The sequence below is a fragment of the Mesorhizobium sp. M1A.F.Ca.IN.022.06.1.1 genome (assembly GCF_003952605.1).
Classification (GTDB): domain Bacteria; phylum Pseudomonadota; class Alphaproteobacteria; order Rhizobiales; family Rhizobiaceae; genus Mesorhizobium.
Window position 1 is genome coordinate 1,523,891 of record NZ_CP034455.1, and the last position, 14,603, is coordinate 1,538,493.

Consider the following 14,603-nt stretch of genomic DNA (forward strand, 5'->3'; position numbering starts at 1 on the left):
CGTTATTGCTGGATCAGGTTGTTGAACTTCTCCGTCGCCTCGACGAGGTTGTCGCGCCAGAACTCGGGATCCTGAAGCACCTGCTTCTTGACGTTGTCGGGCGCGGAGTTGATGTCCTTGATGCGCTCCTGCGGGATCTTGCCGGTCTCGAAGGCCTTCTCGTTGGCCGGGCCGTTGTCGACATAGAGCGGCAGATTGGCCTGGAGGTCGGGGCTGACGAACTTGGCCAGCGCTTTCATCGCGAGGTCCTTGTTCTTCGAGCCCTTCGGGATGACCATGCAGTCGGCGGTAAGCACACCCTGGTCGAAGGAGAAGCTGACAGGTGCGCCTTCCTTCCTCAGGGTGCCGGCGCGGCCGTTCCAGATGCTCGCCATATCGACCTCACCGTCCTTGACGAGTTGCATGGCCTGCGCGCCCGAGGTCCACCAAGCGTCGATGTGACCCTTGACCTTATCGACGGATTGCAGCGCGCCGTCGATGTCGACCGGATAGACCTTGTCGATCGGAGTGCCTTTGGCGAGCGCCGCGACGCTCAGTGTCTCCGTCGCCTGGCTGCCGGAGAGCGCCCGCCGGCCCGGGAATTTTTCCACGTCCCAGAAATCGGCCCAGGTCTTCGGTCCCTTGTCGCCGAAAACATCGGTTCGGTAGATCAGCACGACGGACGTGTAAGAGATGCCAACCCAGTCGTCATGGACGAGCTTCGGGTTGATGCCGCTCTTGTCGATGACGTTGTAGTCGAGCTTTTCGAACAGGCCCTCCTTGGAACCGCGCGCGCATTCGTCGGCGCCAAGCTCGGTGATGTCCCATTTCACCGCATTGCCGGTGACCTGCAGGCGCACGTCGTCGAGGCCGTTGGTGGTGTCCTGCTTGATGGTGATGCCGAGCTCCTTGGCCGTCGGATCGAAGAAGGCCTTGGTCTGTGCCTCCTGATAGGTGCCGCCCCATGAGGCGACGGTGATGGTGTCGGCGGCCGAGGCCGGAACGGCGGCCGAGGCCAGCAGGCCGGCTACGGCCAGACCGTGAATGCAAAGTCTCTTCGTCATTTTCGCTTCTCCAACCGGTGTTCCCATTATCGTTGATTTGGTATGCGAATTTGTATACAATTTTGAGTGTAATTCTCCGGAAGCCGATGTCAACATGTGCCGAGCGTATTTTGGGCGGCGATGAGTTGAGGCTTCGGGTCGGGAGCGTTTGACACGGCCCTGTTTCAAGCAGGAGCCAAAAGGCACTAGACTGCGAATCCGTGACTGACCGTTGGAGGCGGGACGCTTGAGCAAGGAGAGAAAGAACACGCTGCGCGATTCGGTGTTCGAGAAGCTGAAGGCGTTGATCATCACCGGCCAGATCCCGCCAGGCGGCCGCGTGACCGAGAACGAGATCGCCGAGCGCCTGAAGGTGAGCCGCACGCCGGTGCGCGAAGCCTTCAACCGTCTCGAGCGCGACGGCCTGGTGATCGGACGTCCGCGCCAGGGCTATATCGTTGCCGAGTTCAACCTGACCATGTTCCGCGAGGCCTTCGACATTCGCGAGCTGCTCGACGGGCGCGCGACCGAGCTGGCGGCGGCGAACGCGACCGCCGCCGACAAGGCGCGGCTGCGCGACATGCTCGCCGAATGCGAACGGCTGGCGGCAATCCCCGACCGCAGCACACGAGAGAAATTTGAGGAGCTGCAGGTCGGCATCGATCTGCACCGGGTGATCGCCGAGATCAGCGGCAACGAGATGCTGCACGGCATGCTTTGCGGCATCCTCGACAAATGCCAGCAATATGTGTGGACCGAGCTTCTGTGGCTGGACGAGTGGAAGCTCACCCGCGAGGAGCATACGGGCATCGTCGACGCGATCTGCGCCGGTGATGTCGCTTTGGCCGGCGAGCGCGCTCGCGCGCATGTGCGCGGCTCGCGCGAGAACATCCTGCGCCTGCTGCAGGCCAAGTCCGATTATCAGGGCTTTTTCGCCAAGGCTTCGTGAGGCCGGCGATCAGTTCGAGAGCACAGGGCAGTTGGCGCCACGCCGCAGGCTGACGTGCGCTACGTCGCCGATGCTGAATCGAAAACCGTCGGCGCGGCGTGGAGCATCGATGACAATTGCAGTCCCCTGCCCCAGTTCGGCGTGAAGGCGCAACGTGCGACCGTGGAAGACGATGCCACTCACCCGCGCCGGCGCGGTGCCTTCGGCGGCCTCGGTGGCCGCCACAAGATCCTCCGGACGAACGCCGATGGTGCGTGCGTCGCCAACAGCCGGTATCTCGCCGGTCTCCGGTATGGCCACCAGCGGCAGCTCGCCGGCGGTAAAGCGCAGCCGCTCGCCGTCGCGCCCGACAAAGCGTGACTGCAGAAGATTCATGGTGCCGATGAAGGAGGCGACGAACCGCGTCGCCGGACGGTCGTAAAGCGTCGCGGGCGGCGCGATCTGCTCGATGCGGCCTTTGTTCATGACGACGATGCGGTCGGAAATCGACAGCGCCTCGGTCTGGTCGTGCGTGACCATGACGAAGGTGGTGCCGAGCCGGGACTGCAGTCGCTTGAGCTCGACCTGCATCTGCTCACGCAGATGCGCGTCGAGCGCCGACAGCGGCTCGTCGAGCAAGAGCACACGCGGCTCGCAGACGATGGCGCGGGCAAGCGCGACGCGCTGGCGCTGACCGCCCGACAGTTCGGAGATGCGGGCGCGCAGCTTGTCGGCTAGGCCGACCATGTCAAGCGCCTGACCGACGCGCTTGGCCTGCTCGGTGCCGGACAGTTTGCGCAGCGAGAGGCCGAAGCCGACATTCGCCGCGACGTCCATATGCGGGAACAGCGCATAGTCCTGAAAGACGGTGTTGACCGGACGGTCGAAGGGCCTCAGACCGGTGATGTCACCGCCTTCGAGCAGCACGTTGCCGCTGGTCGGGCTCTCGAAGCCGGCGATGACGCGCAGGCTCGTCGTCTTGCCGCAGCCTGAGGGGCCGAGCAGGGTCAGGAACTCGCCCGCCGCAATGTCGAGATCGACCGCATCGAGCCCGACCACGCCGCCCGGGAAGACCTTCGAGACGTTCTCTAGACGAACGAGCGCGTCAGGCGCCATCGCGCACCTCGGAGGGTTTTGTCGTGTTGACCCACAGGATCTGGCAGCGCTCGGCGCCCGGATTGCGGAAGGCATGCAGCAGCGTGCTCTTGAAGCCAAAGCTGTCGCCGGCCTTCAGCACATAGGCCGTGGCGTCAACCACCAGCTCGACCTCGCCCGTCATCACGAAGCCGAATTCGTGGCCGGCATGGGCATAAGCTTCGGCGGTGCCGCCGCCGGCCTCGACCGTCACCAGCATTCCGGTGAGTGTGGCGGCGGGCGGCGAGAGCAGCGCCTTGGCGATGCCCTCGGACTTGACCGGGATTGCGCGCCGCTTGTCGGCGCGCACGCAATAGAGGTCGTTGACCGCTTCATCGCCGTCGGCGATCAGGGCCGAGGGCTCGATGTCGAGGGCGGCGGCCAGCGGCCAGATCACCTTGACGCGCAGGGAGGACATGCCGCGCTCGATCTGGCTGAGCGCGCCGATCGATATGCCGGCCTTGGCGGCGAGCTCGGCCAGCGACAGCTTGCGCTCGAGCCTCAGCGCCCGCACGCGCCGGCCGACACGCACGTCGGCATCGTCCTTCGGTTTTGCTTCGTCAACAATGTCCATCAAATAGTCCTTGTTGTCTTTCCACCGGTGCGGCGCAGCGCCGCCAGGCCCCCCTTCCCCCCTTGTGGGAGAAGGTGTCGCCGAAGGCGACGGATGAGGGGTGCTCCAGCGAAGTGAGACGTCGGCGTTCCCTGGATCACCCCTGATCCGTCTCGGCGCTGCGCGCCGGTCCACCTTCTCCCACAAGGGGAGAAGGCAAGTGCGCTCAGCCGCCGGCTTTCACCTTCTCGAACATCTTGGCGACGTCGTCGTTCTGCTTCATCGGTCCGGTGAAGATCGTGCTCTTCAGCATCACGTCGGGATCCGCCGGCAGCTGCAGCTTGTCCAGCTCGTCTTTCGACACGCCGGCGAAGGCGGTCGAAAGCGAGCTGCCATAGCCGTAGGACTGGATGAGGTACTTGCCCGAATCGGCGTCGAGCCGGCTGTTGATGAAGTCATAGGCGAGATCGACGTTCTTGGCGTCCTTCAGCATGACGAAGCCGCAGGCCCAGGTGAGCATGCCTTCCTTCGGCTTCATGAACTCGACCGGCACGCCCTGCTTCTTGAGCGACGTGGCCGACGCGTTCCAGGTCATGGCGGCGACCAACTGGCCGCTGGCCAGCGCCTGCTCGACCGAGGTCATGTCGGTGGTGTAGCTCGACAGCAGTGGCCGCTGCTCGCGCAGTTTCGCCGCGACTTTTTCCATCTGCTCCGGCGTCATGTCGAAGGGGTTCACGCCAGCCAGAAGTGCCGCGACGATCGGCGTGTCATGCACGGCGTCGATGGTCGCCATGCGGCCGGCATATTGCTTGTCCCACAAAAGGTTCCAGCTCGCCTCGGGGTTCTTCACCAGATCGGTCCGGTAGAGGATCGAGGTGTTGCCCCAGTCCCACGGCACCATCCAGACCTTGCCGTCGCCTGCCTGCAAGTCGGGCAGGTTCTTGAACACCGGGAAGATCGAATCCCAATTCTTGATGCGCTTGGTGTCGATCGGCTGCAGCAGGCCTTCCTTGTTCCAGCGCGCCACCTTGTCGTAGCAGGGATGGGCGATGTCGGGCCGGAAGCCGGCCTTGACCTTGGTGAAGGCATCGTCGTCATCGCCGAAGATCGTGGCCTCGACACCATCCGGATGCGCGGTGAGGAAGCTCTTGTTGAAGTCGGGCAGCTCGTAGCCCGACCAGGTGAAATATTGCAGCTTGTCGGCGGCCAAAGCGACGGTCGACGACAGCGCCAGGGCGAGTGCGGCTAGACCCGCGCGGGCCTTGTATCCCGTGATCGATTTCAGGTGGACTGTCATTTTCGTTCTCCTCTTCTTTGTTGTGGTTCAGGCTGGATTGCGGCGCGCGGCGCCGAGGCCGCGATGGCGCAGGATCTCGGCGAGGGTGGCGATGACGAAGGACACGGCCAGGATCACCGTTCCGAGCGCCATCACCGTGGGCAGCGAACGCGGGAAGCGCAGTTGGCTCCAAATGTAGAGCGGCAGCGTCGGCTCGGTGCCGGCGAGGAAGAAGACGACGATGAACTCGTCGAAGGAGGTCAGGAAGGCGAGCATGAAGGCCGACAGCACCGCCGGCAGGCTGAGCGGAAGCATGACGCGCCGGAACGTTGTCCAGTCCGACGCCCCAAGGTCGAGCGCCGCCTCGCGAATGGTCTTTGGGATCGCGGCGAATCGACTGCGCATCACCACCACCGTCGTCGGCAGCGCCACCAGGATATGGCCGAGCACGATTGCAACGCGCGACGGGCCGAGGCCAATGAGATTGACCAGGATCAAGAGCGAGATGCCGACGATGACGCCGGGGATTAGGATCGGCAGCCGGGCTATGGCACTGATCGTAGCCGCGAGCGGCGAGCGGCCGTAGAGGTCCATATAGGAAACGGTGATGCCGCAAAGCGTTGCCCCCGAGGCAGCAACGACACCGATGACGAGACTGTTGGCCAAAGCGCCGGACAGCGCCGGATTGCCGTAGAGGGTCTCGTACCAACCGAGCGTGAAGCCCTGCAGCGGAAACGCCGCCTGGATGGAATCGTTGAAGGAAAACAGCGGGATCAAAAGGATAGGCAGATAGAGGAAGACGAGATAGGCAAGCACATAGAGGCCGAGCCAGCGACCGCCCGCATTTGCCTCTTTGCGCGCCGCGCTCATGTGCGGCTGCCAAACCGGCGGTCGGCGCCGCGCGCGACCAGGACCACGCACAGGATGACCAGCATGACGCAGACCGACAGGGCCGCGCCGAACGGCCAGTCATTGGCCTTGCCGAATTGCGACTGGATCAGCGTGCCGATCATGGTACTGGCCGGGCCGCCGACCATAGCCGGCGTGACATAGTCGCCGACGGTCGGCACGAAGACGACGAGAGCCGCCGCCAGCACCCCCGGCATCGAATTGGGCAGCACGACGCGGCGGAACGACGTGAACGGGCGCGCGCCGAGATCGGAGGCGGCTTCGAGCAGCGATTTCGGGATGGTATCCAGCGCCACGTAGATGGGCAGGATGGCGAAAGGCGCGTAGGCGTGCGCAAGCGTCACCACCACCGCGGCCGGCGTGTTGAGGAAGGCGAGCGTCGGCTCCGACCAGAGGCCGCTTTCGATGAAAGCCGAGTTCAGGACGCCGTTATAGGCAAGCACGATCTTCCAGGCAAAGACGCGCAAAAGGTAGCTGGTCCAGAACGGCAGCGTGACCAGGAAGAGCAGCAGGTTGCGCCGGCGGCCGGCATGGAAGGCGAGGTAGTAGGCGACCGGATATGCAGTAGCGACGGTGGCGAGCGTCACCAGGCCGGCGATGACCAGCGAGCGCAGCGTCACCGTCCAGTAGAGCGGATCGGTGGCCACAGTTACGAAGTTTGCCGCCGTCAGGCCGGCGCCGAGCAGCGAGCCGTCATTGCTCCTGAAGGCAAGGAAGAGCACAAGGCCGAGGGCAAAGAGGATGAGGAAGAAGGTGACCACCCCGCCGGGCAACAGCATGGCAAAGCGGAAAACCGGCGAGATGCGGGTTTCCGGCGATCGTCGCGCTGCAACGATGGTGGACATCTGCTAGCTGCCCATCGGATTTTTGAAATCAGCTAATGATTTTTCATATTCCTGAAACTGTCAAGCTAAATCGGTGATGCGCTGCCGCGTTCAACTTCAGCGCTCGAAGGCATCCAGCATCCGATACCAGGCGATGGTGGCGGCAACGCCGACCTGGCGGAAGGCGTGGAACGGGATCGGCCGGATCGGCGACAGCGGGAAAGGCAATCGACTGACATCGCCGGTCGCGAGGTAATCCGCCATGCGCTTGCCCAGCGCGCTCATCGGTCCGACGCCCCTGCCCTGGCAACCGACCACGGCGAGCAGGCCCTTTTCCGGCTCATGCAGGTGCGGGAGATGATCCGGGGTCATCGCCACACGGCCGAACCAGCGCTTTTCGACGGCGATGCCGGCAAGCGCCGGATAGAGGCGCAGCAGCGCGCGTTCGCAATGCGCCCAATCGGCCGCGCTTGAAGGCAGGGCCATGCGGCCGCGTCCACCCAACACCATCCGGCCATCAGGGCCCTTGCGGTAATAGACCAAGATGCGGCGGGAATCGGAAACGGCTTGCCCGCCGGGCAGGATGCTTGCCGCAAGCTCGGCCGGCAGCGGCGCCGTGGCGATCTGGAAGGAATGCAGAGGCACAATCGTCCGGGCAAGCCCGGGGAGCAGGCCGTCCGTATAGGCGTTGGTGGCGAGCACGACCGCCTTCGCGCGCAGTTCGGCGCCGCCTTGCGTGGAGACCCGCCAGACGCCCGCTTTCTTGGTGAGCCTCACCACCCGCTGCTGTTCGGCGATCCCGACGCCGACGTCCGAGGCGAGGCGGGCAAGCTCGAGCGTGTAGGACAGCGGATCGATGACGCCGGCGCGGCGGTCGAGCCAGCCGCCAAGATAGCCCTTGGCGCCGGTCATCGCGGCGATCTCGGCTCGGTCGAGCAGCTTGACGTCGGCGCCGCGAGCCCGCCATTGCCGATCCCGGTTCGCCGCCGCCTTCAGCGCGGTCTCGGTGTGCGCGGCCTGGATCCAACCGTTCCGCGTGAACGGCACCGCAAGCTTCTCGTCACGGATCACATCGAACACCGCGTCGGCCGTCGAGGCGGCGAAGTCGACCAGGGCCTCGCCGCGCTCCTTGCCAAAGTGCTCGATCAGCCATTCGGGATCATATTTGAGGCCGGGAATGACCTGGCCGCCGTTCAAGCCCGACGCGCCCTGCCCGATCGCGCCGGCATCCAGCACCTGGACGGAAAGACCGGCGCGGGCCGCGTGCAAGGCGGTCGACAGACCCATGATGCCGCCGCCGACGATCACCGCGTCGAGCGTGCCGTCGCTCGACAGCTCGGACTGGAACGCCGGAGCTGTTGGGGGCTTTTGCCAGATCGGATCGGAAAAGGCTGCGGGCAATTGGGTCACCTGAGGCGCTGGAGGCTCGTGAAAATCCTATTGCTGATTTCATGAGCTTGAAAGGGGACCCGATGGGCCAGTCGGCGCTTGGCTATGTGACAGCATGCCATTGGCTCATAACCTCGCCATCGATGGGATAGACGTTTGCATTAAATGCGGGGAAAGTGCCGCGCGACAATCGAGAGGACAGAAGACCATGACCGATTTAACCCGCCTCCCTGGCGACGGCCTTTTCGTCGGCCGCGCCAGGACCAGCGAAGCCTCCCATCCGCTGGTGGTCACGGTGCGCGCAGGCGAGGTCATCGACATCACGTCGAGCGCGGCGCCTACCGTGCGCGACCTCTGCGAGCTGAAGGACCCGGCCGCCTACGTGCGCTCGGCCCGGGCCAAGGCGATCGGCACACTGGAAGACATCGCAGCCAACAGCTTCGAGTCTCAGCGCGACGCCAAGAAGCCGATCCTGCTCTCCCCCGTCGACCTGCAGGCGGTGAAGGCTTCCGGCGTCACCTTCGTCGTCAGCCTGCTCGAGCGCGTCATCGAGGAGCAGGCGCGCGGCTCCGCGGAAAAGGCCGACGCCATCCGCGCCGACATCGCCGGGCTGATCGGCCATGATCTCTCCAAGCTCAAGCCAGGGTCGCCGGAAGCGATGGAGATCAAGGCCAAGCTGATCCAGCGCGGCGCCTGGTCGCAATATCTGGAAGTGGGCATCGGCCCCGATGCCGAGATCTTCACCAAATGCCAGCCGATGGCCTCCGTCGGCTTCGGCGCCGATGTCGGGCTGCATCCGGTCTCCACCTGGAACAATCCGGAGCCGGAGATCGCGATGATCGCCGACAGCTCGGGCCGCATCGTCGGCGCCACGCTCGGCAACGATGTCAATCTGCGCGATGTCGAAGGACGCTCGGCGCTGCTGCTCGGCAAGGCCAAGGACAACAATGCTTCCGCCTCGCTTGGACCTTTCATCCGGCTCTTCGACGAGACCTTTTCCATCGCCGACGTGAAGCGCGCCACGGTGCGGCTAAGCGTCGAGGGCGAGGACGGTTTTTCGCTGGAGGGCGCAAGCTCGATGGCCGAGATCAGCCGCTCGCCGGAAGAGCTGGTCAGAGCCGCGATGGGACCGCATCACCAATACCCGGACGGGCTGGCGCTCTATCTCGGCACCATGTTCGTGCCGTCGAAGGATCGCGGCGAAAAGGGCAAGGGCTTCACCCACAAGGTCGGCGACATCGTCACCATCTCGTCGGAAAAGTTGGGCGCGCTGACCAACCGGGTGCGCCTGTCGCCCGACTGCCCGCCCTGGACCTACGGCGCCAGCCACCTGATGCGCGATCTCGCCAGAGCCGGTCTGATCTAGCAGCGGATCACAACGGCATACGCTTGCTCATCACTGGAGGCTGATGAGCGCAGCGGCGTTTGCCGGGAAAATATCACGGTAACTGATGCAATCTGATGGGATTGCTGATGGCGTGCGGAGCTGTGCCAACATCCATTGACGATCGAGGCTTGCCAGCGGCCGAAAAAGGGAATGCTCTAGAGGCGTCCGGTCGGCGCGGGCAGGAAGATGCGACCCTTGAGGACCGCATCGCGCCTGATGTGGAGGTGGTTTTCAACATGGGAGGAAATCGATGCTTTCGAGGCTGAGACTGTTCGTGCTTGGCTTGATCGCGGCAATCGCCATTCCGGCGATTGCCGAGGCCAAGACCTTCTACTGGATTTCGCATGGCGGGCCGGCCGATCCGGTCTGGACCTACTTCCTGGCCGGTGCCAAGCAATGGGCGACCGACACCGGCAACAAGGTGAACACCTCGTTCCACAATGGCGACGTTGCCTCGCAGCAGGAGGCTGTTCGCGCCGCCATCTCGGCCAAGGCCGACGGCATCGTCACCACCAGCCCCGATCCGGGCAGCCTCGTCGAGATCGTCAAGGAGGCCCGCGCGGCCAACATTCCGATCATCAACTTCAACACGCCCGACCCGAAGGCCAACTTCAACGCCTATGTCGGCGGCGACAACGTCACCTTCGGCAAGCACTGGGCGCAGTATCTGGTCGACAAGGGCCTGGTGAAGAAGGGCGACTTCGTATGGATGCCGGTGGAGGTGCCCGGCGCCACCTATGGCGTGCAGGAAGAGGAAGGCATCAAGAGCGTGTTCGAGCCGCTCGGCATCACCTATGAGGTGACCGAGGCGACGCTCGACCAGGCCGAAGTGATCAACCGCATGGTCGACTATCTCACCGCCCACAAGGGCAAGGTGAAGGCGATCATCGGCCTCGGCGACCTCGTCACAGGCTCGGTCAAGCGCGTCTTCGACCAAGTCGGCGTCAAGCCGGGCGAGATCCCCGTTGTCGGCTGGGGCAACTCGCTCGACACCACCCAGGAAGTGCTGAACGGCTATGTCAACGCCGCGCAGTGGCAGGACCCGCAGGCGACCAGCTACATCGCACTTTCGATGGCGGCGATGGCGTCTGCCGGCATTCCTCCGGGCTTCAACGTCATCACCGGCGCGCTCTATGAAAAGGATACTGCCGGCGTTTATGACAAGATCCTGTCCGGCAAGTAATTGCTGACATTAACGGTCGCGGCTTTCGGGCCGCGATCGCTTCCTGGACCGTCGAGTCCTGACTGATCGCAGCGGGCTCGCCAATCATTCATATCGCGGGCCCAATGGAAAACCGTTCCTTCATCCAAAGTTTCATCGCGCGGCCGGAATTCGGGCCGTTGGTGCTGCTGATCGTCGAACTCGTCATCTTCTGGGGCATCAATCCGGATTTCCTGTCGCCGCAGAACATCTCGAACATCCTCGCCTTCACCGTCGAGCTTGGGCTGATCGCGCTGGCGATGACCTTGCTGATGACGTCGGGCGAATTCGACCTGTCGGTCGGCTCGTTGTTCGGCTTCTCGCCGGTGCTGATGTGGACGCTGTTCAACGGCGGGGTCACCTCGCTGGAGATGGGCTTAGCCATCGCGCTGGTGGTCGCGGCCTTGATCGGGCTTGTCAATGGCTGGTTCGTCACGCAGCTCAAGATCCCGTCCTTCCTGGTCACGCTCGGGATGCTGCTCGTCGTGCGCGGCACCGCGCTTTTCGTCACCGACGGCTTTCCGCAGCGCACCTGGAGCGCCGAAGGCAGCTGGCTTGCGGACATCCTGGTCGGCGACTTCTACATCGGCCCGTTCCGCATCTATGCCTCGCTGTTTTGGTTCATCGGCGCCGCGATCGCGCTCGGTTACGTGCTGACGCAAAGCCGCACCGGCAACTGGATCCAGGCGGCCGGCGGCAATCCCAACGCGGCGCGCGCCCGCGGCGTCAATGTCAGCCGGGTCAAGATCGGCCTGTTCATCCTGTCGGCGGTGATGGCCTCGCTCGCCGGCGTGATCTCGTCGCTGCGCACCTCGGCCGCCAATCCGAACAGCGGCACCGGCTACGAGCTCGAGGTCATCGCCATGGTGGTCATCGGCGGCACGGCGCTGACCGGCGGCCGCGGCACCATTATCGGCACGGTGCTCGGCATCCTGATCCTGCGCGTCATGCGCAACGGCATCGTGCTGATCGGCGTTCCGGGACTTGCCTACAACATCTTCATTGGCGCGATCATCCTCGGGATGATGGCGCTGCACTCATGGCTCGAACGCCGGCACCAGGCAGGGACTTGAAGACGATGGCCGAGCCTCTGATCCGCATGACGAACATCCGCAAGTCCTATGGGCGCGTACAGGCGCTGGTGGACGCCAGCTTCCACGTCAACGAAAAGGAGATCGTCGGCCTGCTCGGCGACAACGGCGCCGGCAAATCGACGCTGATCAAGGTGCTGTCGGGCGCGGTGCCGCTGACCAGCGGCGACATTTTCGTGCGCGGCAAGAAGGTGAATTTCCGCAGCACCAGCGACGCGATCGCTGAAGGCATCGAGACGATCTATCAGGACTCCGCGCTTGTCACGCAGCTGTCGATCGCCCGCAACCTGTTCCTGGGGCGCGAGCCGATCAAACCGCCGCGTTTCCTCAACCGCATGGACCAGGAGGCGATGAACACGGTGGCACGCGACCTGCTCAAGCAGGTCGGCATCTCCAAAAACATCCCGCCGACGACGCCGATCGGCTCACTATCAGGCGGCGAGCGGCAAGCAGTGGCGATCGCGCGCGCCATGCATTTCGACAGCGACCTCATCATCCTCGACGAGCCGACCAACAATCTCGGCGTCGCCGAGACGCAAGGGGTGTTGAGCTTCGTGCGCGGCGCCCGCGATTCCGGCCACTCCTGCATCTTCATCGCCCACAACATCCACCACGTGTTCCAGGTCGTCGACCGCATCGTGGTGATGCGCCGCGGCAAGGTGGTGGCCGATGATATCGATCCGAAGAAGACCACCGTAGCGGACGTCGAACGCGTCATCACCGGCATGTCGGACAAGGAGATCCGCGATGCGATTTCCGACGGCCCGCAGCCGCATGGCTGATTTGGCCTGACCTTGATTTTTAACTGGGGCTCGATCCTATCCCATGACCGGACCCATGAAAGCGACCGTAGCCGACATCGCCAGAAGCTGCGCCCTGTCGACCGCGACGGTCGACCGAGTGCTCAACAACAGGCCGGGCGCAAGCGCGGCCAACCGGCAGCGCGTCTTGGAGGCGGCAAAGCAGCTCGGCTATCTGCCGACGCTCGATCAAGTCGTGCTGCCGTCGAAGCCGGCGCATCTCGAATTCTTCCTGCCGATCGGCAGCAACGCCTTCATGGCCGACCTTGCCCATCATATCGAGGACTTTGCAGGGCGCCTGCCGCTGGTCGCCTCCTGCCGCATCCACAACCTCGCCGGCATATCGCCGGGCGCGCTGCAAGGCGCGATCGAGAACCTCTCGCTCAAGGCCAATGGCGTCGGCGTCATCGCCGTCGACCATCCACGCACGCGCAACATTTTGCGCGAGCTGGTCGAGGCCGGCATCCGGCTGGTCACGCTGGTTTCCGATGTGCCGGCGGCCCCTCGCTCGGCGTATGTCGGCATCGACAACCGGGTTGCCGGACGCACGGCGGCGCTGCTGATGGGCCGCTTCCTTGGCGGCCGGATCGGGCACCTCGCGATGGTCGTTGGCTCGCGCTCCTACCGCGGCCACGAGGAGCGCGAGATGGGTTTCCGCTCGGTGCTCGCAGAAGAGTTCCCCAATCTCACCGTCTCCAGCGCCGTCGAGATCAACGACGAGCCCGACGCCAGCTACAGCGCGACCATGAAGGCCTTGCACAACGAACCGGAACTGCTCGGCATCTACTGCGTCGGCGCCGGACGCTCCGGCGTGGCCAAGGCGTTGCTCGAGGCCAAGCCGCGCAGAAAGCCCGTCTTCATCTGCCATGACCTGACCAGGGAAACGCGCCGCTACCTCGTCGACGATCTCGCCGACGTGGTCATCGACCAGAACGCCCGGCTGATTGCCGAGCAAGCAGTGATCCGCCTGCTCGGCTCGATCGCCTCGTCGGCGCCGTACCTGACCAAGAAATTCATCGAGCCCCGGCTGATCATGAAGGAAAACGTGCCGGTGCAGTAGGCGCGAATGGCATCATGCCGTCGCCTCACTGATTTGTCAGACGATTGATCCGGCAAATCTGCACACCAGCTATGCACGTTTCGCAGTTGCCGAATGGTTGGGCAAATCGTAATCATTGCGGCGTCGGATGTCTTCCTCCTCCCAGACACCGGCGCTGAATGCGGTGCTCCTCCTCCCGCGCCGTATTCGAAATCGAAGCCCGCTGCCTCCTCCTCCCGGCAGCGGGCTTTTTCTTTGCCTGCACTTAGGCGGAGCGCCCCTCACCCGGATATTGCCGAGTCGAATTGCCTTGCAATTCGAGCAATCCGAACTCTCCTGGGGAGAGAGGAGACGGGTCAGCGCCGGCGCTAGCCTGGCCGCGAAGCGGCCGCATCAGGGGAAGCCGCCTTCAGCGTGCCCGGAACGAGGCGATCAGGCTCTCGGCCATGCGCACGAACTGCGCGCTCGGGCCCTCGGCGCCAACGCTCTGCATCGAGACGCGCGCGCCTTCGAGCAACAGCGACAGCGTATCGGCGAGCAACTCGGCCTGGCCGATGCCGGCATCGCGGCAGAGCGCAACCAGCTTCTCGCGCTGGGCTTCCTTCAGTTCCTTGATGACGCGCCGTGCCGGGTGATTGGTCTCGGTGAGCTCGACGGCGGCATTGGCCATGTCGCAGCCGCGACTGTCGGCGCTGAGCAGCTCTGAAGCCTTGCGGACCCAGGCATGCAACTGCGCGAGCTTGTCGCCGGGATGCTCGGCCTCGAACTCGTCCCATATCCTTGAAGCCTTCGCCGCCGTGGCGCGCAGGCATTCGATGATCAGATCGTCCTTGGATTCGAAGTGACGATAGAGCGTCATCTTGTTGGTGCCGGCAGCCTCCGTGATGGCGTCGACGCCGACGCCCTTGATCCCGTGCTTGTGGAACATGTCCTGCGCCGTTTCCAGGATGCGATCCCGGGGGCGGGAACGTTCCGCAACGCCGTCAGTCATCATGCTCTCCTTTCGTCGTTTCCAAAAAACCGAGGTCACCTCTTGACTAGGGTGTTACC

The 14,603-nt window shown here is 64.2% G+C and carries 14 protein-coding genes; 6 read left to right on the forward strand and 8 right to left on the reverse strand.

Annotated elements, in window-relative coordinates:
• Window positions 1-2 precede the first annotated feature (2 nt).
• Window positions 3-1,043, reverse strand: coding sequence for an ABC transporter substrate-binding protein (locus EJ078_RS07580; RefSeq protein WP_067327790.1), 1,041 nt, complete (start codon window positions 1,041-1,043; stop codon window positions 3-5).
• Window positions 1,044-1,269: 226 nt separating this feature from the next.
• Here EJ078_RS07580 and EJ078_RS07585 point away from each other — a divergent pair, with 226 nt between their 5' ends.
• Window positions 1,270-1,971: a GntR family transcriptional regulator gene (locus EJ078_RS07585; protein ID WP_066988885.1), complete on the forward strand. Its 702-nt coding sequence runs from the start codon at window positions 1,270-1,272 to the stop codon at window positions 1,969-1,971.
• Window positions 1,972-1,980: 9 nt separating this feature from the next.
• Here the strand turns inward: EJ078_RS07585 and EJ078_RS07590 are convergent, their stop codons facing one another.
• The 6 genes from EJ078_RS07590 to EJ078_RS07615 form a co-directional block, all read right to left on the reverse strand.
• On the reverse strand, window positions 1,981-3,066 hold the full coding sequence (locus EJ078_RS07590; protein ID WP_067327789.1) for an ABC transporter ATP-binding protein: 1,086 nt from the start codon (window positions 3,064-3,066) through the stop codon (window positions 1,981-1,983).
• On the reverse strand, window positions 3,056-3,658 hold the full coding sequence (locus EJ078_RS07595; RefSeq protein WP_066988889.1) for a cupin domain-containing protein: 603 nt from the start codon (window positions 3,656-3,658) through the stop codon (window positions 3,056-3,058). The genes EJ078_RS07590 and EJ078_RS07595 overlap by 11 nt, the downstream gene beginning before the upstream one ends.
• Window positions 3,659-3,863: 205 nt before the next feature.
• Window positions 3,864-4,934, reverse strand: a complete 1,071-nt coding sequence (locus EJ078_RS07600; protein WP_066988891.1) for an ABC transporter substrate-binding protein — start codon at window positions 4,932-4,934, stop codon at window positions 3,864-3,866.
• Between the two features lie 27 nt (window positions 4,935-4,961).
• Entirely contained in the window at window positions 4,962-5,783 is an 822-nt protein-coding gene (locus EJ078_RS07605; protein ID WP_067327787.1) for an ABC transporter permease, read from the reverse strand.
• Window positions 5,780-6,667, reverse strand: a complete 888-nt coding sequence (locus EJ078_RS07610; RefSeq protein ID WP_067327786.1) for an ABC transporter permease — start codon at window positions 6,665-6,667, stop codon at window positions 5,780-5,782. Before EJ078_RS07610 ends, EJ078_RS07605 begins: the two co-directional genes overlap by 4 nt.
• Before the next feature lie 96 nt (window positions 6,668-6,763).
• Window positions 6,764-8,047, reverse strand: coding sequence for an FAD-dependent oxidoreductase (locus tag EJ078_RS07615; protein ID WP_208721179.1), 1,284 nt, complete (start codon window positions 8,045-8,047; stop codon window positions 6,764-6,766).
• A 196-nt stretch (window positions 8,048-8,243) separates the two neighbouring features.
• Between EJ078_RS07615 and EJ078_RS07620 the strand changes: the two genes are divergently transcribed.
• From EJ078_RS07620 to EJ078_RS07640, 5 genes are all read left to right on the forward strand, one after another.
• A complete protein-coding gene (locus EJ078_RS07620) occupies window positions 8,244-9,401 on the forward strand; it encodes a fumarylacetoacetate hydrolase family protein (protein ID WP_067327784.1) in 1,158 nt (385 codons plus the stop codon).
• Between the two features lie 271 nt (window positions 9,402-9,672).
• Window positions 9,673-10,605: a substrate-binding domain-containing protein gene (locus tag EJ078_RS07625; protein ID WP_067327783.1), complete on the forward strand. Its 933-nt coding sequence runs from the start codon at window positions 9,673-9,675 to the stop codon at window positions 10,603-10,605.
• 104 nt (window positions 10,606-10,709) lie between these two features.
• The gene (locus tag EJ078_RS07630) at window positions 10,710-11,696 is read left to right on the forward strand and encodes an ABC transporter permease (protein WP_095776237.1); all 987 of its coding nucleotides are present in this window, start codon (window positions 10,710-10,712) and stop codon (window positions 11,694-11,696) included.
• A 5-nt stretch (window positions 11,697-11,701) separates the two neighbouring features.
• The gene (locus tag EJ078_RS07635; RefSeq protein WP_095801117.1) at window positions 11,702-12,496 is read left to right on the forward strand and encodes an ATP-binding cassette domain-containing protein; all 795 of its coding nucleotides are present in this window, start codon (window positions 11,702-11,704) and stop codon (window positions 12,494-12,496) included.
• A 55-nt stretch (window positions 12,497-12,551) separates the two neighbouring features.
• Complete coding sequence (locus EJ078_RS07640; RefSeq protein WP_095800936.1) at window positions 12,552-13,574, forward strand: LacI family DNA-binding transcriptional regulator; 1,023 nt, start codon at window positions 12,552-12,554, stop codon at window positions 13,572-13,574.
• Between the two features lie 388 nt (window positions 13,575-13,962).
• Here EJ078_RS07640 and EJ078_RS07645 read toward each other — a convergent pair whose 3' ends face one another.
• A complete protein-coding gene (locus tag EJ078_RS07645) occupies window positions 13,963-14,544 on the reverse strand; it encodes a TetR/AcrR family transcriptional regulator (protein ID WP_095823937.1) in 582 nt (193 codons plus the stop codon).
• Window positions 14,545-14,603 lie beyond the last annotated feature (59 nt).